This window comes from Arthrobacter sp. TmtSoilC79 (assembly GCF_059739405.1).
The window spans coordinates 3,382,368-3,403,091 of record NZ_AP046051.1; the positions used below are offsets into that span (position 1 = coordinate 3,382,368).

The 20,724-nt window shown below is 63.3% G+C and carries 17 protein-coding genes; 11 read left to right on the forward strand and 6 right to left on the reverse strand.

The window, feature by feature from the left end; translation table 11 throughout:
• Positions 1 to 276 precede the first annotated feature (276 nt).
• The 5 genes from AC6JA3_RS15410 (at position 277) to AC6JA3_RS15430 (ending at position 6,883) form a co-directional block, all read left to right on the forward strand.
• Positions 277 to 1,467, forward strand: coding sequence for an ROK family transcriptional regulator (locus tag AC6JA3_RS15410; protein WP_026542886.1), 1,191 nt, complete (start codon positions 277 to 279; stop codon positions 1,465 to 1,467).
• Positions 1,468 to 1,596: 129 nt separating this feature from the next.
• Positions 1,597 to 3,153, forward strand: a complete 1,557-nt coding sequence (gene mmsA, locus AC6JA3_RS15415) for a multiple monosaccharide ABC transporter ATP-binding protein (protein ID WP_026542887.1) — start codon at positions 1,597 to 1,599, stop codon at positions 3,151 to 3,153.
• Positions 3,154 to 3,197: 44 nt separating this feature from the next.
• Positions 3,198 to 4,469 carry a multiple monosaccharide ABC transporter permease gene (gene mmsB / locus AC6JA3_RS15420; RefSeq protein ID WP_026542888.1) on the forward strand — a complete coding sequence of 424 codons (1,272 nt, stop codon included), beginning with the start codon at positions 3,198 to 3,200 and terminating at the stop codon, positions 4,467 to 4,469.
• A gap of 54 nt (positions 4,470 to 4,523) precedes the next feature.
• Positions 4,524 to 5,621 carry a substrate-binding domain-containing protein gene (locus AC6JA3_RS15425; protein WP_026542889.1) on the forward strand — a complete coding sequence of 366 codons (1,098 nt, stop codon included), beginning with the start codon at positions 4,524 to 4,526 and terminating at the stop codon, positions 5,619 to 5,621.
• Positions 5,622 to 5,812: 191 nt separating this feature from the next.
• The gene (locus AC6JA3_RS15430; RefSeq protein WP_026542890.1) at positions 5,813 to 6,883 is read left to right on the forward strand and encodes a Gfo/Idh/MocA family protein; all 1,071 of its coding nucleotides are present in this window, start codon (positions 5,813 to 5,815) and stop codon (positions 6,881 to 6,883) included.
• A gap of 117 nt (positions 6,884 to 7,000) precedes the next feature.
• Here the strand turns inward: AC6JA3_RS15430 and AC6JA3_RS15435 are convergent, their stop codons facing one another.
• Genes AC6JA3_RS15435 through AC6JA3_RS15445 form a run of 3 tightly spaced genes read right to left on the reverse strand, consistent with a single transcriptional unit; the run spans position 7,001 to position 8,934 of the window.
• Complete coding sequence (locus AC6JA3_RS15435) at positions 7,001 to 7,441, reverse strand: DoxX family protein (RefSeq protein WP_497920240.1); 441 nt, start codon at positions 7,439 to 7,441, stop codon at positions 7,001 to 7,003.
• Positions 7,442 to 7,498: 57 nt separating this feature from the next.
• A complete protein-coding gene (locus AC6JA3_RS15440; RefSeq protein ID WP_497920241.1) occupies positions 7,499 to 8,170 on the reverse strand; it encodes a phosphonatase-like hydrolase in 672 nt (223 codons plus the stop codon).
• On the reverse strand, positions 8,167 to 8,934 hold the full coding sequence (locus AC6JA3_RS15445; protein WP_026547536.1) for a GntR family transcriptional regulator: 768 nt from the start codon (positions 8,932 to 8,934) through the stop codon (positions 8,167 to 8,169). Before AC6JA3_RS15445 ends, AC6JA3_RS15440 begins: the two co-directional genes overlap by 4 nt.
• A gap of 164 nt (positions 8,935 to 9,098) precedes the next feature.
• Here AC6JA3_RS15445 and AC6JA3_RS15450 point away from each other — a divergent pair, with 164 nt between their 5' ends.
• From AC6JA3_RS15450 to AC6JA3_RS15470, 5 genes are all read left to right on the forward strand, one after another.
• Complete coding sequence (locus tag AC6JA3_RS15450; protein ID WP_497920242.1) at positions 9,099 to 10,316, forward strand: TIGR03364 family FAD-dependent oxidoreductase; 1,218 nt, start codon at positions 9,099 to 9,101, stop codon at positions 10,314 to 10,316.
• 30 nt (positions 10,317 to 10,346) lie between these two features.
• Complete coding sequence (locus AC6JA3_RS15455; RefSeq protein WP_497920243.1) at positions 10,347 to 11,261, forward strand: phosphate/phosphite/phosphonate ABC transporter substrate-binding protein; 915 nt, start codon at positions 10,347 to 10,349, stop codon at positions 11,259 to 11,261.
• Positions 11,261 to 12,031, forward strand: a complete 771-nt coding sequence (locus tag AC6JA3_RS15460; protein ID WP_026542895.1) for a phosphonate ABC transporter ATP-binding protein — start codon at positions 11,261 to 11,263, stop codon at positions 12,029 to 12,031. Before AC6JA3_RS15455 ends, AC6JA3_RS15460 begins: the two co-directional genes overlap by 1 nt.
• Positions 12,028 to 12,882: a phosphonate ABC transporter, permease protein PhnE gene (gene phnE / locus AC6JA3_RS15465; protein ID WP_497920244.1), complete on the forward strand. Its 855-nt coding sequence runs from the start codon at positions 12,028 to 12,030 to the stop codon at positions 12,880 to 12,882. Before AC6JA3_RS15460 ends, phnE begins: the two co-directional genes overlap by 4 nt.
• A gap of 145 nt (positions 12,883 to 13,027) precedes the next feature.
• On the forward strand, positions 13,028 to 14,137 hold the full coding sequence (locus AC6JA3_RS15470; RefSeq protein ID WP_497920245.1) for an FAD-dependent oxidoreductase: 1,110 nt from the start codon (positions 13,028 to 13,030) through the stop codon (positions 14,135 to 14,137).
• Between the two features lie 103 nt (positions 14,138 to 14,240).
• Here the strand turns inward: AC6JA3_RS15470 and AC6JA3_RS15475 are convergent, their stop codons facing one another.
• On the reverse strand, positions 14,241 to 16,463 hold the full coding sequence (locus AC6JA3_RS15475) for an NADP-dependent isocitrate dehydrogenase (RefSeq protein ID WP_497920246.1): 2,223 nt from the start codon (positions 16,461 to 16,463) through the stop codon (positions 14,241 to 14,243).
• A gap of 356 nt (positions 16,464 to 16,819) precedes the next feature.
• Here AC6JA3_RS15475 and AC6JA3_RS15480 point away from each other — a divergent pair, with 356 nt between their 5' ends.
• Positions 16,820 to 17,824: a trypsin-like serine peptidase gene (locus AC6JA3_RS15480; protein ID WP_026542899.1), complete on the forward strand. Its 1,005-nt coding sequence runs from the start codon at positions 16,820 to 16,822 to the stop codon at positions 17,822 to 17,824.
• A gap of 228 nt (positions 17,825 to 18,052) precedes the next feature.
• Here AC6JA3_RS15480 and purH read toward each other — a convergent pair whose 3' ends face one another.
• Together purH and AC6JA3_RS15490 are read right to left on the reverse strand one after the other, a co-directional pair.
• Positions 18,053 to 19,723, reverse strand: a complete 1,671-nt coding sequence (purH, locus tag AC6JA3_RS15485) for a bifunctional phosphoribosylaminoimidazolecarboxamide formyltransferase/IMP cyclohydrolase (RefSeq protein ID WP_497920247.1) — start codon at positions 19,721 to 19,723, stop codon at positions 18,053 to 18,055.
• Between the two features lie 448 nt (positions 19,724 to 20,171).
• On the reverse strand, positions 20,172 to 20,630 hold the full coding sequence (locus AC6JA3_RS15490) for an endonuclease domain-containing protein (protein WP_497920248.1): 459 nt from the start codon (positions 20,628 to 20,630) through the stop codon (positions 20,172 to 20,174).
• Positions 20,631 to 20,724: the final 94 nt, after the last annotated feature.

The following is a 20,724-nucleotide window of genomic DNA, read 5'->3' on the forward strand; positions in this document are numbered from 1 at the left end:
CTAGGCCCGGCACGCCTGCCCAGGTTGGGGCATTTGGACCTGCACCCGCGCAAAGCGGGACGCATTGCCCGCATCTCTGGCGTTGAGGGGCCCGCTCTGCAGGCATCTCTGGCGTTGAAGGGCCCACTCTGCAGGCAAATCCCCGTTCATAGCGTGCATAGCGGGCCCCACAACGGGTACGTATCCCATGTTCTTGCGTTGGAGTATGTCGGGGAGAGTTGACTCCTTGTGTTCACTTCTTGACTACAACGTTGCTTGTGGGGCAATCTTCTTGTCATGCCCGCTACGCAGCGCTCAACGAAGAGCCATCCAAGAAAACCCGGCTCGCAGTCCGCGCTGCGCCATCTGAATCAGCAACGCATCATCGAGTGCCTGTTGAACGGCCCCTCCACGCAGGCCGAACTCTCACGCCAGACAGGGCTGTCCACGGCAACGATCTCCAACATCGTGAAAATCATGCAGGACGCCGGCCTCGTTTCCACCGAGCCCACCACCAGCTCCGGCCGCCGCGCAACCAATGTGCGGCTGAACAGCAACGGCGCGGTCGCCGTCGGAATCGACTTTGGACGCCGCCACCTCCGCGTGGTCCTGGCATCACTGGGCTACCACGTCATTGCCGAGGATTACATCGAATTACCGCTTGGACACCAGGCAGAAGAAGGCATCGCCGCTGCGGTCCCGCTGCTGGAAAAACTGCTCCGGGAGAACGGGATCGACCGCACAGCAGTCGTCGGCGCGGGTGCCGGCATTCCCGGCCCCATCGACCGCCGTTCGGGCACTGTTGCCCAAGGCGCCATCCTGCCGGAGTGGGTAGGCATCGATATCCTGCACCGGCTGGAAGAAGCGCTGAATTGCCCCGTCTTTGTTGACAACGACGCCAACCTCGGCGCTTTGTCAGAAGTGACGTGGGGACCCCACAGCGGCGTCTCCAACCTCATGTTCCTCAAGATCGGCTCGGGTATCGGCGCCGGCCTGATCCTCAACGGTTTCCCCTACTACGGCAATGTGGGCATCACTGGGGAAATAGGACACGCCACCATCCATGAGCACGGCCTGGTGTGCCGCTGCGGGAACAGGGGTTGCCTCGAAACGATAGCCTCCACCACCACAATGATCGAGCTGCTGGGCCGCGGCCAGGAGAAACTCCTGACGCCGCAGGACATCGTCCGGAACTGCCTCGCCGGCGACTCGGCAACCCAGCGCGTAGTGGACGACGCCGGCCTGGCGGTGGGACGCGCTTTGGGCAACGTTTCCAACCTGATCAACCCTGAAGTGATTGTGGTGGGCGGCCCGTTGGCCGGCCTCGGCGACCTCCTGCTGGACCCCATCCGCAGGGGGCTGGTACGGCACGCCGTACCTGTGGTGGGAGAGACAACCCACTTGGCAATGTCCTCGCTGGGGGCGCGGGCAGAGGCCCTTGGAGCTGCCGCTTTGGTGTTCCAACACGCCGGTATTACCGGTAGGTAACGAAATCGTTAGCTGGCTCTTGCGTTCAAGTCTTGACGACAAGGGCCGTGATCCAGTTTACTTTTTCATCAGACAGCTCCGCCATTGCGGAGCCGACAACGAAGTCATGCATTGGAGGCGTAAGGGCTGATGACATCCCTCGACACGCAAGGTGATCCCATCCTTTTGGAGATGCGCTCGATCACAAAGGAATTCCCGGGCGTGAAGGCCTTGTCGAACGTGAACCTGCGCGTGATGGCCGGTGAAATCCACGCCATCTGCGGCGAAAACGGCGCTGGCAAGTCCACGCTCATGAAGGTTCTTTCCGGCGTTTACGGCTACGGCAGCTACACGGGCGACATCGTGTACCAAGCCGAAACACAGCAGTTCAAGGACATCCGCGCAAGCGAAGCTGCCGGCATCGTGATCATCCACCAGGAACTGGCGCTGATCCCGGAACTGTCCATCATGGAGAACATCTTCCTGGGCAATGAACCCACCAAATGGGGCGTGATCGACTGGGCAGAGGCCCGCAAGCGCTCCCTCGAACTCCTGGCCCGCGTCGGCCTCCGCGAGGATCCTGATACCCCCATCAAGGAAATCGGCGTCGGCAAGCAGCAGCTGGTCGAAATCGCCAAGGCGCTGAACAAGTCCGTGAAGCTCCTGATCCTGGATGAGCCCACTGCAGCACTGAACGAATCGGACTCCCAGCACCTCCTGGACCTGATCCTTGGCCTGAAGGGCCGGGGCATCACCTCGATCATCATTTCCCACAAGCTCAACGAGATCGAACAGATCGCCGACGAGATCACCATCATCCGTGATGGAAAGTCGATCGAGACCCTGAACGTCAAGCGGGACGGCGTGGACGAGGACCGCATCATCAAAGGCATGGTTGGCCGGACGCTTGAGTCCCGCTTCCCCGACCACGAGCCCAAGATCGGTGAGGTCTTCTTCGAGGTCAAGGACTGGACCGTGGGCCACCCGCAGATCCAGGACCGCCTTATCTGCAAGGGCTCCAACTTCTACGTACGCCGCGGTGAAATCGTTGGCTTCGCAGGGCTCATGGGCGCCGGACGTACCGAGCTGGCCCGCTCCCTCTTTGGACACTCCTACGGCCGCTTCATCAAAGGCCAGGTGTACAAGGACGGCAAGCAGGTCAACCTCCGCAGCGTCAAGCAAGCGATCGACGCCGGGCTGGGCTATGTCACTGAGGACCGCAAGTCCCTGGGCCTGAACCTTCTGGATGACATCAAGTCCACCACGGTCTCGGCGGCACTGAACAAGATCAGCAATTACTCGGTGGTGGATACCCGCAAGGAGTTCTCCGTTGCCGAGGAGTACCGGAAATCGCTGCGGACCAAGGCCCCCTCGGTTGAGGAAGGCGTAGCCAAACTCTCCGGTGGCAACCAACAAAAAGTGGTGCTGGCCAAGTGGATGTTCACCGACCCGGACCTGCTGATCCTGGACGAACCCACCCGCGGTATCGACGTGGGTGCCAAGTACGAGATTTACGGCATCATCCAGAAGCTCGCCAACCAGGGCAAGGGAGTGATTGTCATTTCCTCGGAGCTTCCGGAGCTCCTGGGCCTGTCCGACCGTATCTACACCATCTTTGAGGGCGCCATCACCGGTGTCCTGGACAAGAACGAAGCAAGCCAGGAGAGCCTCATGAAGCTCATGACTTCCGCCCGCAAAACCGCCTGACCGTTGGCCCAGCCTCGCCCCTTCCTGACACAAGGACCAAAACAATGAACGCGCTCAAGAAGCTATTTGGTGGCAATACCCGCCAGTTCGGCATGATCTTCGCCCTGGTGGCACTTATCGTCTTCTTCCAGATCTTCACGGACGGCCGCACGTTGACGCCCGGCAACGTGATCAACCTGTTCAACGGCAACTCTTACATCCTGATCCTGGCAATCGGCATGGTCCTGGTCATCATCGCCGGGCACATCGATCTCTCCGTCGGTTCCGTGGCCGCGTTCGTGGGCGTATCGGTTGCCCTCGCCATGCGTGACTGGGGACTGCCTTGGTGGGCAGGTGTGCTGTTCGGCCTGCTTCTGGGGGCGGTGATCGGCGCTTGGCAAGGCCTATGGACGGCCTATGTGGGCATCCCCGCCTTCATCGTGACCTTGGCCGGCATGCTGTTGTTCCGCGGCTTCAACCAGTTCGTCGGCAAGTCCAACACCATCCCTGTTTCCAAGGATTTCCAGTTCATCGGCTCCGGTTACCTGCCGGAGATCGGCCCGAACACCGGATTCAACAACCTCACCTTGCTCATCGGCATCGTGGCGGCAGCATTGGTTGTCATCATGTCCATGCGTGCCCGGGCCGCCGCCAAGGCACTGGGCGCCGATGTTCCCGAACTCTGGGTCGAGGTCACCAAACTGGTCTTGATCTGCGGCGCCATCCTCTACGCCACGTACCTCTTCGCCACCGGCCGCCCCGGAACCTCCTTCCCCATCCCGGGCTTGATCCTGGCCGTGCTGGTCCTGATCTACGGCTTCATCGCGGACAAGACGGTCCTTGGCCGCCACGTCTACGCCGTGGGTGGCAACCGGCACGCAGCCGAGCTCTCCGGTGTGCAGTCCAAGAAGGTCAACTTCATGGTCATGATGAACATGTCCATCCTGGCCGGCCTGGCCGGCATGATCTTCGTTGCCCGTTCCACGGCGTCGGGTCCGTTCGACGGTGTCGGTTGGGAACTGGATGCCATTGCAGCCGTCTTCATCGGTGGCGCAGCCGTGACCGGTGGCGTTGGTACCGTGATCGGCTCGATCGTCGGTGGCTTGGTCATGGCTGTCCTGAACAACGGCCTCCAACTCCTGGGCGTTGGCGCCGACCTCACCCAGATCATCAAGGGCCTGGTGCTCCTGGCCGCGGTTGCCTTCGATGTCTACAACAAGTCCCAGGGCAAGAGGTCCATCACGGGCATGCTCATCAAGGGATTCCAGCGCAACAACAACGAGATCAAGCCGGACGAAACCACATCCACCAAAGAGGTCATCTCCAAGGAAGCGTAATCCGCTCCCTGACAGACTCGCTCCACCCCACCCATACAGAAAGTGAACCAAGATATGCGAATGTTTGGTAAAGCAGGAAAGGCAGCAGCAGTCGCTGCCATCGCGGCACTGGCGCTGACAGCCTGCGGCCGCGCCGACAGCGGCTCAAGCACCAGCACGGCAGGCGGGGAAGCGTTCCCCAAGGACTCGCTGATCGGCGTCGCACTTCCGCAGAAGACCAGTGAAAACTGGGTCCTCGCGGAGAAGCTGTTCAACGACGGCCTCACCGGGGCCGGCTTCAAGGCCGACGTCCAGTTCGCCAACGGCGGCGTGTCCGAGCAGCAGAACCAGATCAGTGCCATGGTCACCAAGGGTGCCAAGGTCATCATTGTGGGTGCCATCGACGGCGCCCAGCTGGGTACACAGCTTCAGCAGGCCAAGGACTCCGGCGCAACGGTCATCGCTTATGACCGCCTGCTCCTGAACACCGAGAACGTGGACTACTACGTGGCCTACGACAACTTCAAGGTTGGTGTCCTCCAGGGCCAGGCCCTGCTGGACGGCATGAAGGCCAAGAAGGCAAGTGGTCCGTACAACATCGAGCTCTTCGCCGGCTCCCCCGATGACGCCAATGCGAAAGTCTTCTTTGACGGCGCCATGAGCGTCCTGAAGCCGAAGATCGACGACGGCACCCTCAAGGTAGTCTCCGGTCAGACCTCCTTCGAGCAGGCTGTTACCCAGGGTTGGAAGCCTGAAAACGCCCAGAAGCGCATGGATGCCCTGCTCTCCGGCAGCTATGGAACGGCTTCCCTGGACGGCGTCCTGTCCCCGAACGACACCCTGGCCCGTGCAGTGCTGACCTCCGTACGCAGTGCAGGCAAGCCGCTCCCGATCGTGACCGGCCAGGACTCCGAAGTTGAGTCCGTGAAGTCGATCATGGCCGGCGAGCAGTACTCCACCATCAACAAGGACACCCGCAAGCTCGTTGAGCACGCCATCACCATGGTGAAGGACCTCCAGGCCGGCAAGCAGCTGGAGATCAACGACAAGGACTCCTACAAGAACGGCGTCAAGACCGTCCCCGCGTTCCTCCTGCCTCCGCAGATCGTGACCGCTGAGAACGTCAAGACCGCTTACGTTGACGATCCGGTACTCGGCCCGATCACCAAGTAACACCCTCTTCAGAGCAAGCCCCGGTCCGCCAGCAGGTGGGCCGGGGCTTTCTCTTGCCCGCATTTCTGCTGGGACACCGCTGCCTGGCACGTACGTGTCCGAGCTAGCGGTGCGCGGTGTGGTCGGACATGGCGCGGCGGCACCGCTCCTTGCACAGCCACCCACCCCTGCGGAATGAGAGGATGTCAGTCATGACGCTCCCTATCGCCAAGCCGTGGCTTTCCTCACAGACCAACCAGGATCCCCGGGCTGCCACCGGCCGGCGCTTGAAGTGGGGCGTCGTATCTACGGGCAACATTGCCAATAGTGTTTCCAAGGACCTGGCCCTCCTGGAAGACGCAGAGTTGTATGCAGTGAGTTCCCGGACGCAGGCTGCCGCTGATGCGTTCGCGCACACGCTGGGTTTTGCCAAGGGCTACGGGGACGACGGCGGTGTTCCCGGCTACCAGCGTTTGGTGGAGGACCCGGCCGTGGACGTGGTCTACGTGGCCACACCCCATGCCCAGCACTTCCTGATTGCCGCCGCCGCCCTGCGTGCCGGCAAGCACGTGCTCTGCGAGAAGGCCCTCACCATCAACGCCCGCGAAGCCACCGAACTGGTTAAGTTGGCGAGGGAGAATAACGTGTTCTTCATGGAGGCCGTGTGGAGCCGTTTCCTGCCGAGCATGCAGCGGGCCTTCGAGATCGCAGCCTCGGGTGAGCTCGGACAAATCCAGTGGGTCAGCGCGGACCTTGGTTTCCCTGCACCCTATGATCCTTCGGCACGCATCTGGGCCCTCAACGACGGCGGCGGGGCTCTCCTGGACATCACCGTCTACCCCTTGCTGTGGGCCTTGGGAACCCTGGGATTCCCGCAGTCCGTCACGGCGATAGGCACGCTGAACGACGACGGCGTGGACACCCAGAACGCCCTGACCCTGGGCTATTCAAGTGGCGCGCAGGTTCAGCTCACTTCATCGTTGATGGCGCACGGCCCCCGGACAGCCACCGTTGCCGGCGGTCTGGGGTTCCTGCAAACCGTGGGCTCAGTGAACAACCCTCGTGAGCTGATGATCCGGATTGGCTGGGACGAGCCGCGGCACGAGCACTTCGAGACTGTGGGCATCGGCTACACGTATGAACTCCGCGAAGTTACGCGCTGCATCCAGCAAGGACTGACCGAAAGCCCGGTCATGCCACTGGAAGATTCCATCAACGTCATGCGCCTCTTTGACGGTGTCCGCTCCCAGTTGGGGATCCGGTATCCGAACGACGCGCGGTAAAAGCACCGCTCCGGCGACGACCTCCCTGGCGACCGACCTCCCTGGTGACGGGGCCGCACAGCGAGTGTCGCCGTCGTGAGTTAACGCAGGCGCGCTATCTCCCGCGTGCCAGTGCAGCTAGCGCCGTGGACCGGCGGTTTGCCTTGCCAGCTTGCGGTCCACGGACAGCGCACCGGGCCCAAGGAACACGAAGGCCACCGAGATCGCGGCGTAGATGATCAGGAGTTCCGCGGTCACCCCGGCCTTGTCCGTGAGCAGGGGCTTGCCCGCTTCGGTCACGAACCAAATCCCGGCAAACATGATCGCAGCAAGGAAACCCGCCACCCGGGTCAGTGCGCCAAGTATCAGGAGCAGGCCCAGCCCCACTTCGCCGGCAATCAGCAACCAAGCCACGATCTCCGGCTTCTGCACGCCCATGGCGGCAACGGATGCAGCAAAGGCAGCATGCCCGGCCATGAGCTTCTGGATGCCGTGGACCATGATGAGCGCGCCGAAGACCACCCGCAGGATGGTGACGCCGCGGGCGGAGGACTTGGGTGACGGGTGAAGGAATTTCACGCGTTCCAATCTTCCATGCCTGGGGCTGGGGTCCAAACGCGAGCCTGACGCCGTGGGTCAGGACAGCAGCCCCGGAATGTCCTTCACGCCATCCAGGATGTGGTGGTGCGGGTGCCCGGCCAGGTCTTCGCGGCCCAGTTTGCCGGTCAGGACTCCGACGGCGGTGACTCCCGCGTTATTGGCAGCGGCAAGATCGTTCACGGTATCCCCCGCGGCCAGCACTGCGCGGACGTCCTGGACTCCGGTCAGTTCCATGGCACGGTGAATCATGTGCGGTGCCGGTCGTCCTGCGGCTACTTCGTCGGAGCAGACGACGGCGTCCAACAGGTTATCGTCGTCGACGCTCCAGCCCAGCCGCGCCAGGAGGGGCTCGGCGACGTCGCGCGAGAAGCCGGTTGTCAGGGCCACTTTGACGCCTTGCCGGCGGAGTTCGCGGAACGCGTCTTCGACGCCCTCAAGTGCTACCGGCGGGTTGGCGTCGTAGAACTCCACGAGCAATTCCTTGAAGCGCTTGAAGGCGGCGGCGACTACCTGCGGCGTGGCAGCGCCTCCCCCGGCTTCAATGAGCGCTGTGATGGCCTCAACTTTGTCCGCACCCATCCATTGCTGCACTGCCTCGGGTGTGGTGGCCACTCCGGTTTCTTCAACGCAGCGGGCAAGGGCTACGTACACGTCTCCGTGTTCGTCGATGGTGGTTCCGGCCATATCGCAGGCAACAAGCTTGATCATGGGGTGGCTCCTTCAGTGTGGATGCGGACCAGGGCGGCCCTGCGTTCCACGGTGTTGTCGATGGTGAAGTTGGTCAGCGCCGGCAGGTAGCGGTCCTCCGAGTATTCGAGGGGTTGCCCATCGGCTGATCTGGTAATGCGGCGTTCGCGCAGGAGCGGAATGCCTTCGGTTTGTTCCAGGAGTTCGGCATCCTCCTCGGTGGCGGCGACGGCGTCGATGGTGTGGCGTGCACTGTGCAGATCAACGCCTTGGTCCTTGAGGAAAGCGAAGATGGAGCCTGAGTCGGTATCAAAGTCGAACAGTTTCCGGCCCACCTCCAGGATGAACGTGGTGCGCTCGATCATCGCCGGCGCGTCATCCAGATAGCGCACCCGCAGGAGTTCCACCACGGTGGTGCCTGGCATCAGGCCAAGTGCCTCAGCTGCTTCCGGACTGGCTTCGCGCCGGGCCACTTCAAGGGTCCGCTGCCCGGGCTTTTTTCCGATCCCGCTGGCCCACTCAGTGAACGAGTTGAACGTCGAGAACGACTGCGATGGCACGGACGAGCGCACCATGGGTGGGCGGCCGCGCCCGCCGGTCACTGCACCTTCAGAGCGCAGGAAGGCGAGCGCCTGGCGGATAGGTCCGCGCGATGTTCCGAACTCCCGGCACAGCTCCGCTTCGCTGGGAAGCTGGAATCCGGGCGGCCAATCACCGTCAGTGATCCGGCGCATGAATTCCTCGCTCAAACGGACGTGGAGGGGTTCATTCTGCTGTGTGCTCACCACTTGATAATACAAGTCGAGTGACCGGATAACACTGTATTTGAGCCGCTGTAGGTGAATTCGGCATGAACTCACATGAACGGAAGTTAAATTAGGATTAACTTGTATATACAAGATGCGTTCTGGCTTGATTTATCCTTCCTGGAGCCGTCAAGGTCAGTGATGTGAACAACCCAAGCATTCCCACCACAGCCGCCAGCAGCACCATAGGCCAACCCAGCGACGTCCTGATTGTGGGCGCCGGAATCGTGGGCCTGGCCCACGCCGCGCATGCTGTCTCCAACGGCCTGACTGTCACCATCATCGAACGGGACCATCACGCCGTCGGCGCCTCCGTTCGTAACTTCGGCCACTGCTGCATCACCGCGCAGTCCGGCGAACTGTACGAGCTCGCGCAGACCTCCCGGAAGTACTGGCTGGAGTTCGCCGAGCGAGCCGGGTTTTGGGCGTCCGAAGCCGGCGCAGTGGTCCTTGCCCGCACCGAAACCGAAATGGACGTCCTGCGCAAACTCTCCGAGGTGCGCGAGCCTGGACAGGTTGAGCTGCTCTCCCCCGCCGGAACCCGGGATCGGTTGGGTGCCACTGTTTCCGCCCGGGAACGAACGCACGACGACGACGGTACTTCGGGTGCATCATGGCCCGCTCTGGTGGGCGGCGCCTTCCTTCGGGACGACCTCCGCGTCGACCCCCGCACCACGGTGGCACAGTTGGCCGAGTGGCTGAGCCGGCAGCCCGGCGTCGAACTTCACTGGAACACCGCCGCGCTGGGCTTCAGTGAGTCCGCGGAGGGCGTCACCGTGCAGACGTCGCGCGGCGGGCTTCGTGCGAAGCGGGTCTTCGTATGCGTTGGCCACGACGTCGACTATCTGTTCCCGGATCTGGCCACCGAACACCGGATTCAACGGTGTTCGTTGCAGATGTCCTTGGCGGCCCAACCGTCCGGAGTCGAGTTCGCACCTGCAGTTCTCACGGCAACCTCGATGCTCCGGTACCCGGCGTTCACGGACATGCCCGCCGCCGCTGCACTCCGCGAGGAGGTATCGGAGAACCAGCCGGAACTTCTGGAGATCGACGCCAATGTGATGTTTACCCAGCGTCCTGACGGCACCATCATCCTGGGCGATTCCCACCACTATGCCCGCACAGCGGACCCCTTCCTGGACGAATCCGTCACCTCCACGCTCAACGCCGAAATCGAGTCCAGGATTGGCGAACCATTGGAGATCATCCAGCGCTGGCAAGGCATCTACGCGTCCTCCGACGTCGGCCCGGTCCTTGTCCGGGAAGTCCGCCCCGGCGTCACGGTGGTGTCGGTGACCTCCGGCGTTGGCATGACCCTGTCCTTCGGCCTCGCACACCGCAACGTATCCCACTTGTACTGAACTCCCCATCCCCTTCGCATAAGGATTCCCATGAAAACCTCGCTCTTCACCGGTTCCGCGCTAGCCCTCGCTACCGTTTTGGCGCTCACTGCCTGCGGTGGCTCGGCCCAGTCCTCCCCCGAAGCCGCGACCGCCACCTGCCCCAATGGTGAGATCAAGTTCGGCATCGAGCCCTACGAGGACCCGGCCAAGCTGAAGCCCGCTTACGACGTCCTGGCGGCCGCGCTGTCCAAGAAGCTCGAATGCCCCGTCAGCGTCCAGGTGGTGGAGGATTATGCCGCCGAGGTGCTTGCCATGCGCAACGGCAAGCTGGATCTGGGCCAGTTCGGCCCGCTGGGCTACGTGTTTGCTGATGCCAAGGCCGGGGCTGAGCCCTTGGTTTCCTTTGGCACTGCCGGGAAGGAGCTCAGCACGTACACCGCCGGGATCTGGGTTCCGAAGGACAGCCCCATCCAGGCCATTGGTGATTTGAAGGGCAAGTCCCTCGCCCTTGGCAGTGTGGGGTCCACTTCGGGTGATGTCCTGCCTCGCTTCGGCCTGCGTGAAGCCGGAATCGCCGATGCCGACATCAAGATGGACTACACCGGCGGCCATCCCGAAGCCCTGTTGGCACTGACCAACGGCAAGGTGGACGCGGCGCAGATCAACTCGCAGACCCTGGCGACGGCCATCGCCGCAGGCACGTTCGCTCCGGAGAATTTCCGCCAGGTGTGGACCTCCAACCCCATTCCCAACGACCCCATCACCGTGCGCGGCGACGCAGATCCCGCATTCAAAGCAGCCGTGAAGGATGCGTTCCTCAGCCTGGATCCCGCTGACGTCGCAAAGGTTGGCGAGTTCCTCGATGTCACCCCTCCGGGTCCGCTCCTGGAGGTCACCAAGGACAACTACACGCCACTGTTTGAGCTCGCCGAGACCATGGGCCTCACCGAGAAGGATCTGTAATGACTCTCTCGGTCCAAGGCTTGCGGAAATCCTTCAGCGGCAGGACTGTCCTTCAAGGGGTGGACTTCTCCGTAGCCGCCGGCGAACTTGTGGCATTCCTGGGCGCCAATGGCTCCGGGAAGTCCACCACCCTGCGCTGTGTCATGGGCATCACGTCGCCGGACGCAGGGAGCATCAGCATCGATGGGGCTGCATTGGAATCTTTGCAGGGCCGTGAACTGCAGCAAGCCCGCCAACGCATGGCCATGATTTTCCAAAAGATCCATCTCGTCCCGCGCCGCACTGCCTTGGACAACGTTTGCGCCGGCGCCTTGGCCCGCATCCCCACGGTTCGCTCGCTGAGTCCAGTCCTGTTTCCGTCGGACGTCCAACAGGAAGCCCTCGACTGCCTGGACCGTGTGGGCCTGGCCGACCGCGCTTTCGACCGGGTGGGCCGGCTTTCCGGCGGACAGCAGCAGCGCGTCGCCGTAGCCCGGGCACTCTGCCAGCGCGCCGACGTCGTACTCGCCGACGAACCTGTCTCCGCACTGGACCCGCACGCAGCAGAGCAGGTGATGGCGCTCCTGCGCGAACTCGCCCACTCCGAAGGGCTGGCGGTGGCAGCGGTCCTCCATCAACCCGATCTCGCGCTGCGATACGCCGACCGGTCCATCGGCCTGCTCCAGGGCTCCATGACCTTCGACCTCCCTTCCACAGAGGTCACGGCCGACCACCTCGACACGTTGTACGCCCCGGACAGGGACGTTTCAGACAGGACCCAGGCAGCATGACTCCCCACACTTTGACCCCGGCCGTCGCCCGCCGGAACCACACCGGCACACCCCGCGTGGCACTGGTCCGCCCGAAGAAGCCGCTGCGGTGGATCACGACGGCGGCAGTGGCGGCCGCCGTCGTCGGGCTTCATGCCGTGGCCATCGAGGGTACTGACTTCAAGCCTGAGCTCTTGGTGGACGGTTGGAAGGGTATGGCCGCGTTCATCGGCGACGCGTTCCCGCCGGACCTCAGCTGGGAAAAGACGCTGAAGCCCGGGCTCGAAGCCACCCTGGTGACCCTGTGGATTGGTTTGCTGGGCACCACGCTGTCCGTGCCGTTCGCCCTGCTGCTCGCGGCGCTGGCCGCCGGGAACACCAGCCCGCACCGGCTCATCTACCAAGCTGCACGCGCCATCCTGTCCTTCTTCCGGGCCGTTCCGGACATCGTGTTTGCGCTGATCTTCGTAACCGCCGTGGGTCTGGGTCCTTTTGCCGGGGTGTTGGCGCTGATCTGCCACAACACAGGTGTGATGGGGAAGCTGTGGGCGGAATCCATGGAGGAAATCGACGCCGGGCCGCAGGAAGCACTCCGCACGGCCGGCGCCAACCGGATCCAGCAGGTCGCCAATGCCACGCTGCCCATGGTGGTTCCGCAGTTCGTGGGGCTGCTGCTGTACCGCTTCGACGTCAACGTGCGGTCCTCGCTGGTCCTTGGACTGGTGGGAGCCGGGGGCATCGGGCTGTTGATCAACCAGTCCATTAAGTCGTTCCAGTTCGACTCCATGCTCACCCACATCCTGATCGTGTTGGTGCTGATCATCGTGGTGGACCAGTTCTCCGCGTGGATCCGCAGGCGCCTGGCCGCATAACGCTGCCTTGTTGCCCAACTAACGCTCCACTGAGTCCTCATTGCGACGTTTGCTGTCACCGAGTTGGGTCAGTGGGGGCAGAATGGGAGGTGGCCCCAGATTGTGGCCACGGTCCTGAAGCGGGCCGGGTGTGAACGGAGCAGGCATGCAGGTTGACGTTGTGGTTGTTGGCGGAGGAGCCATGGGATCAGCTGCCGCCTGGCAACTCGCCCGGGCCGGGCGCTCGGTGGTTCTGTTGGAGCAATTTGAGGCCGGACACCACATCGGCGCTTCGCACGGCGCAACCCGCAACTTCAACACCGCCTACGCCGAGGCCGACTACCTCGATCTCCTGGCCGAATCCAAGACACTCTGGGACGAACTCGCGGCCGAGCACGGGGCTCCCCTGTTGGACATGGTGGGATTGGCGAACCATGGCAACCTTCCCCGCCTGAAGCAGGTCAGGGAGGCCCACGAGGAACGCGGCGTCGAAAGCTACTTCATCTCCGCCGAAGAAGCCGCCAACCGCTGGCGCGGAATGAACTTCGCCACGGACGTCCTCTTCGTGCCCGGCTCCGGCCGGATCCGTTCGGCGGACGCCCTGGTGGCGCTGCGCAAGTCCGCCGAGGCCCACGGCGCCGTTTTCAAGTATTCGACGCCGGTCCGGGACATCCGTATCGATGGCCCCGAGTCGGTGGTGGTAGTGACCGAAGAGACCGAGTACACGACTGCCCGGGTGGTGGTGGCAGCGGGTGCCTGGACCCCGAAGGTCCTGAACGGACTTGCCAAGCTCCCGGCGTTGGTGGTGACCCAGGAACAGCCCGCCCACTTCACGCCCACAGACGACACGCTGGTGTGGCCTGGCTTCAACCACAGCCCTGATCCCGATCCGAACAACGAACTCTACGAATACTGGTTCAGCCCCGTCTACGGCATGCTCACCCCAGGCGAAGGCGTCAAAGCAGGCTGGCACGGAGTGGGGCCCGTCATGGACCCCGACGAGCGCACGTTCGAGCCCATCCCGCAGCAGCTCGAAGCGTTGGTGCGGTACGCAGAAGAGTGGCTGCCCGGCGTCGACCCTTCCACCGCAGTTCCCATCAGCTGCACCTACACCACCACGCCCAACGAGGACTTTGTGCTGGACAGCTTTGGGCCATTGGTGGTGGGTGCCGGTTTCTCGGGCCACGGGTTCAAGTTCACGCCGGCCATTGGCCGGGTGCTGAAGGACATCGTCGACGGCGGCGTGGCACCGGAGCGGTTCCGCGCTGACCGCTAGGAGTTTTTGTACAGATAATGCCCCCAAGACCGCGTCTTGGGGGCATTATCTGTACAAAAACTCGGAGCTCGGGCGCCCGTGAAAGGCACCCGAGCTCGAAGGACTACTTCTTCAGGTCTGCGAGGACCTTGTTGAACGTAGCCGACGGGCGCATGATTTCAGCGGCCTTGGCGGCGTCCGGACGGTAGTAACCGCCGAGGTCGACGGCGGGACCCTGGACTGCGGCGAGCTCGCCGACGATTGCCGCTTCGTTGGAGGTCAGGGCTTCGGCGATTGCCGTGAAGTCCTTGGCCAACTCGGCATCTTCGGTCTGCTTGGCCAGTTCCTGTGCCCAGTACGTGGCCAGGTAGAAGTGGCTTCCGCGGTTGTCCAGCTCGCCGACGCTGCGGCGCGGGGACTTGTTTTCCAGCAGGAACGTACCCGTGGCGCGGTCCAGCGTGTCGGCCAGGACCTGTGCGCGGGCGTTGCCTGTGGTGGTGGCAAGGTGCTCGAAGCTGACGGCAAGGGCAAGGAACTCGCCCAGGCTGTCCCAGCGGAGGTGGTTTTCCTTGACTAGCTGCTGAACGTGCTTGGGAGCGGAGCCACCGGCGCCGGTCTCGAACAGGCCGCCACCGTTGATCAGCGGAACGATGGAGAGCATCTTGGCGCTGGTGCCGAGCTCGAGGATCGGGAACAGGTCCGTGAGGTAGTCGCGGAGGACGTTACCGGTGACGGAGATGGTGTCCTCACCCTTGCGGATGCGCTCCAGGGTGAAAGCCGTGGCCTCAACCGGGGAGAGGATCTTGATCTCGAGGCCCTCGGTGTCGTGTTCCTTGAGGTACTCGTTGACCTTGGCGATCAGGTTGGCGTCGTGGGCGCGGGTTTCGTCCAGCCAGAACACGGCCGGGGTCTGGGATGCGCGGGCACGGGTGACGGCCAACTTGACCCAGTCGCGGACCGGGATGTCCTTGGTCTGGCATGCGCGCCAGATGTCGCCCGGGAAGACCTGGTGCTCGGTGAGGACGTTGCCCTTGCTGTCCACGAGCTGGACCGTGCCGGCTGCCTGGATCTCGAAGGTCTTGTCGTGGCTGCCGTATTCTTCGGCTGCCTGTGCCATCAGGCCCACGTTGGGAACGGTGCCCATGGTGGTGGGATCGAACGCACCGTTGGCACGGCAATCGTCCAGGACAACCTGGTAGATGCCGGCGTAGGAGCTGTCCGGGATGACAGCCAGGGTGTCGGCTTCCTTGCCGTCCGGGCCCCACATGTGGCCGGAGGAACGGATCATGGCCGGCATGGAGGCGTCAACAATGATGTCTGACGGGACGTGCAGGCTGGTGATGCCCTTGTCGGAATCGACCATGGCCAGTGCGGGACCGTCTTCGAGGCCCTTGGTGATTGCTGCCTTGACGCCTTCGCGGACGTCCTCGGGCAGGTCTTCGAGGCCGCTGAGGATTGCTGCGAGACCGTTGTTCGGGCTGATGCCTGCGGCTGCGAGCTGCTTGCCGTAGGTGTCGAACAGCTCGGAGAAGTACGCCTTGACGACGTGGCCGAAGATGATGGGGTCAGAGACCTTCATCATGGTGGCCTTCAGGTGTGCGGAGAAGAGGACGCCCTCTTCCTTGGCTCGGGCAACCTGAGCCTTGAGGAACTCGTCCAGGGCGTCGGCGCGGAGCACGGTGGCGTCCACAACTTCGCCGGCCAGGACGGGGAAGTCCTTCTTGAGGACCTTGGTGCTGCCGTCTTCCTTGACCAGCTGGATGGTCAAGGAGTCGTTGGCGTCCAGGACAACGGACTTCTCGTTGGAGCGGAAGTCGTTCTCGCCCATGGTGGCCACGTTGGTCTTGGAGTCAGCGGACCAGGCACCCATGGAGTGCGGGTTCTGGCGGGCGTAGTTCTTCACCGACAGGGGTGCGCGGCGGTCAGAGTTGCCTTCACGCAGCACCGGGTTCACAGCGGAGCCCTTGATTTTGTCGTAGCGCGAGCGGATGTCCGTCTCGGTGTCCGAGGAAGGGTTGTCCGGGTAGTCCGGGAGGGCGTAGCCCTGGGCCTGGAGCTCGGCGATGGCAGCCTTGAGCTGCGGCACGGAGGCGCTGATGTTGGGCAGCTTGATGATGTTGGCTTCCGGCTGCTTTGCCAGTTCACCAAGTTCAGCAAGGGCATTGCCCGTGCGCTGTTCTTCTGTCAGGAAATCACCGAACACGGCGATGATGCGACCGGCCAGCGAAATATCGCGGGTCTCCACCTCTACTCCTGCGGTGGAGGCATACGCTTCAACAATCGGCAGGAATGAGTACGTTGCCAGCATCGGCGCTTCGTCTGTGTGGGTATAGATAATCTTGGCCATTGGCGGGGTTCTCCCTGAAAGTCTGCAGATTTCAACATCTCCTAACTTACCCGAGTAGACCGTTTTGGCGGCCCTTCGTGTCCGGGATCACTCTCTGCGTTACCGCTCACAACAGGACCCACGCCCGACGGCGGGCTGGCCGCCGCCGCTGCCGGCCGCCGTCGTGCGCTTCTCCGGGCTCCCCCGACGAGGGTGCGGTGACATGGCCCGCCCGGCCTCGACAAGCAAGTGACAGCAAATTATCACAAAGTCTGAAACATCTCTTTACAAAATTGTCACACGTTGGGTAACTTCAATTGCGTCAGTCGGCGGTCGCCATCACTGGCCGCCTCACTCCCTCGATAGGTAGGAACAACGTGACAAAAACCAAGACCCTGGCCACAAGCCTGCTGAGTCTGTCCGCTGCCGCAATCCTGGCGCTGGTTGGAACCACCAGCGCCAACGCGGCACCGGTCAACACCACAGACTCCAGCGGCGCTGCGGTCAGCAGCCATGCAGTGTCGGACACCGGCGCTGCCGACTACTGGACGCCGGAACGCATGAAGAATGCCAAGTCCGGTGAGATCCTCTCCGCAAAAGCACTTGAACGCGGCAAACTCCTCAACGTCGGCAAAGCCCCGGTCACTGAAGCCCCGGGCGCCGTGAGCAGCATCGCCGGCCAGGCACCCGCAGCTGATTCCACAACCATCGACCGCAAGGTCAACCAGAGCGAAACTCCGGTCAAGCACATCGGCAAGATCTTCTTCACCCTTGGCGGCTCCAACTACGTCTGCTCCGGAAACTCCGTCACCGCAGCCAACAAGAGCACGGTCTCCACTGCCGGCCACTGCGTCAACGAAGGCCCCGGCGCTTACGCAACCAACTTCGTCTTCGTGCCTGCCTACCTCAACGGCGCGGCACCCTATGGGAAGTGGACGGCAAAGGCGCTGTACTCCCCCACCCAGTGGGCCTCCAATGGCAACATGCAGTACGACACCGCCTTCGCTGTCATGAACACCCTCAACGGCCAGAAGCTCGCCGACGTCGTCGGTTCCTCGGGCGTCCAGTTCAACGCCGCCCGCGGCCTGAGCTACAAGTCCTTCGGCTACCCGGCAGCCTCGCCCTTCAACGGTGAATCGCTCAAGAGCTGCTCCGGCAAGGCCACCAACGATCCCTACAACCCGCAGTTCAACAGCCAGGGAATCCCCTGCAACATGACCGGTGGTTCCTCGGGCGGTCCGTGGTTCATCGGCACCAGCTCCTCCGGCTACCAGAACTCCGTGAACAGCTACGGATACGGCAGCAACTCCAGCACCATGTACGGCCCGTACTGGGGCACCGTCATCCAGTCCACGTACAACACCGCAGCAGCGGCTTCGTAGCGCTCCTGAATTGCCACGCACGTCCCTGTTAAGAATGTGCGGATAAAGCACGACGGCGGCCGTCCCCTACCGGGGGCGGCCGCCGTTGCGTTGTGGTTCTTGGTGCGTTGCGGTGCTGAGCGCGTTGAGGTGCTTGGTGCGCTGTGGTGCTCAGCGCTTGCGCGCCAGGCGGCCCACGCCGCCCGGTCCCTGGCCGAAGCGCAGCGAGGGTTAGTGCGGCGGTGGGGATTAGTGGAAGAAGTGGCGTGCGCCGGTGAAGTACATCGTGATACCGGCAGCGTTGGCTGCGGCGATGACTTCCTCGTCGCGGACTGAACCGCCCGGCTGGACGACGGCGCGGACACCGGCGTCGATCAGGATCTGCAGCCCGTCAGCGAACGGGAAGAACGCGTCCGAGGATGCAACGGCGCCGCGGGCACGCTCAGGTGCGTCGCCGCCGCTGGTGTTGGACGCGCCGCCGGCACCTTCGACGTCGGATTCCACCGTCACGCCCAGCGTGTTGGCGCGCTCGACGGCCAGGCGGCAGGAGTCCAGGCGGTTGACCTGGCCCATGCCGATGCCCACGGCTGCACCGTGGTTGGCGATCAGGATTGCGTTGGACTTGGCGGCGCGGCAAGCGGTCCAGGCGAAGGCGAGGTCCGCGAGCGTTGCTTCGTCTGCGGCTTCGCCGGCAGCGAGCGTCCAGTTGGCCGGGTTGTCGCCGTCGGCATCTACCTTGTCGGACATCTGGACCAGGACGCCGCCGGAAACCTGGCGCATCTCCGACGGGTAGCGGCCATAGCCCTCGGGCAGGGCAAGGAGGCGGATGTTCTTCTTCTTGGAGAGGATCTCCACCGCTTCGGGCTCGAAGTCCGGGGCGATGACAACCTCGGTGAAGATGTCAGCAACCGTGCGGGCCATGCCTGCGGTGACGGTGCGGTTCGCCGCAATGACGCCGCCGAAAGCGGAGACGGGGTCGCAAGCGTGGGCCTTGGCGTGGGCGTCCGCGATCGGGTCTGCAGCGTCAGCGGAACCAACAGCCACACCACACGGGTTGGCGTGCTTGATGATCGCGACGGCAGGCTCGGCGAAGTCGAAGGCAGCGCGGAGGGCGGCATCCGCATCGACAAAGTTGTTGTAGCTCATGGCCTTGCCGTGCAGCTGGTCGGCCTGGGCGATGCCGGCGGGGGCAGCTTTGTCCACGTAAAGCGCGGCCTGCTGGTGCGGGTTTTCGCCGTAGCGGAGGACCTCGGAGCGTTCCAGGGACAGGCCTGCGTAGGCGGGCCAGTCGATGATGCCGTCGCCGTCTTCGTCCAGGAACTGGCTGGCAGTCCAGGAAGCAACAGCGTTGTCGTAGCTGGCCGTGTGCGCGAAGGCCTTGGCAGCCAAGCGGCGGCGGGTGTTCAGGTCGAAGCCCCCGTGAGCTGCGGCGTCGACTACTGCGCCGTAGAAGTTGGGGTCCGTGACAATGGCGACGGCGGCGTGGTTCTTCGCTGCCGAGCGCACCATGGCGGGGCCTCCGATGTCGATCTGCTCAACAACATCGTCCTGGGGCGCACCGGACTTAACGGTCTCGACGAACGGGTACAGGTTGACCACGACGAGGTCGAAGGTTTCGATCTCCATGCCGGCCAGGGTGTCCATGTGGGCCGGGACGCGGCGGTCGGCCAGGATGCCACCGTGCACTCGCGGGTGCAGGGTCTTGACGCGGCCGTCCAGCATTTCCGGGGAGCCGGTGACTTCTTCGACTTCCTTCACCGGGATGCCCGCGGCGGCGATCTTCTTGGCGGTGGAGCCGGTGGAAACAATGGCGACGCCGGCTGCATGCAGGCCCTTCGCGAGCTCCTCCAGTCCCGTCTTGTCGTAAACCGAGATCAGTGCACGGCGGATGGGAACACGGTCAAGCTGCGTCAAGCTCACAAAAGTCTCCGTCTTAGTTCGCGTAGATATCGCGGGTAGTCTCGCGGGTGGTGGGATACGGAGAGTTTATCGCGTTTCGGGAATGGCCCCGTTTTGCGTCTTTGCGACCCTTCCGTTGCGAGGCCCGCACTACACCCCCGGCCCGGCCCGAACCCTGCACACCCGGCCCCACAAATCCCACCCCCAGCGTTGCGAAGCCCGCACCACACCCTCGGTCCGACCCAAACCCTGCACACCCGGCCCCACAAATCCCACCCCCGCGTTGCGAGGCCCGCACTACACCCTCGGCCCGGCCCAAACCCTGCACACCCGGCCCCACAAATCCCACCCCAGCGTTGCAAGGCCCACTCCGCACCCTTGGCCCGGCCCAAACCCGGCACACCCGGCCCCACAAATCCCACCCCCCGCGTTGCGAGGCCCGCACTACACCCTTGGCCCGACCCAAGGATTACGACGCCGGACCCCGCCACCCGCGCGACACCAATGCATCGCGCACCTTACGTTCCGCGTTGGCCCATCCACTTTTCATTTGACCGTCGGAGAACCTGAGCACGATCCAGCCCATAGACCGAAGCCGGTCGTCACGTTCGATGTCTTTGCCCCACTGCACGGGGTCGGAGCGATGATGGTCGCCCTCGTACTCCATGGCAATTTTGTACTCCCTGTACTGAAGGTCCGGCGTGGATACATACCTACCGTGTTCATCGAAGACCGGCTGCGTAACCGCTGGTTCTGGCAGCCCGGCGTCGACTATTTTCAACCGCAGCCTGGATTCCTGCGGAGAGTCGACCCCAACGCGAAGCAACGGCAGTATCTCCCGGGCCATCCTGATTCCCTTGACTTTGGGTCGCCGGTCAATGACTTCCTGGATGGCCTCGATCGATGACAGCGGATTCTCCCGAGCCAACAAAAAGTCTCCGGCCGCCACAAGCGAAGACCGCCCCATGTGCCGGGCTAAATCCAGCCATGTCCACTCAGGCGACGTCAATTGCACCCCGTTG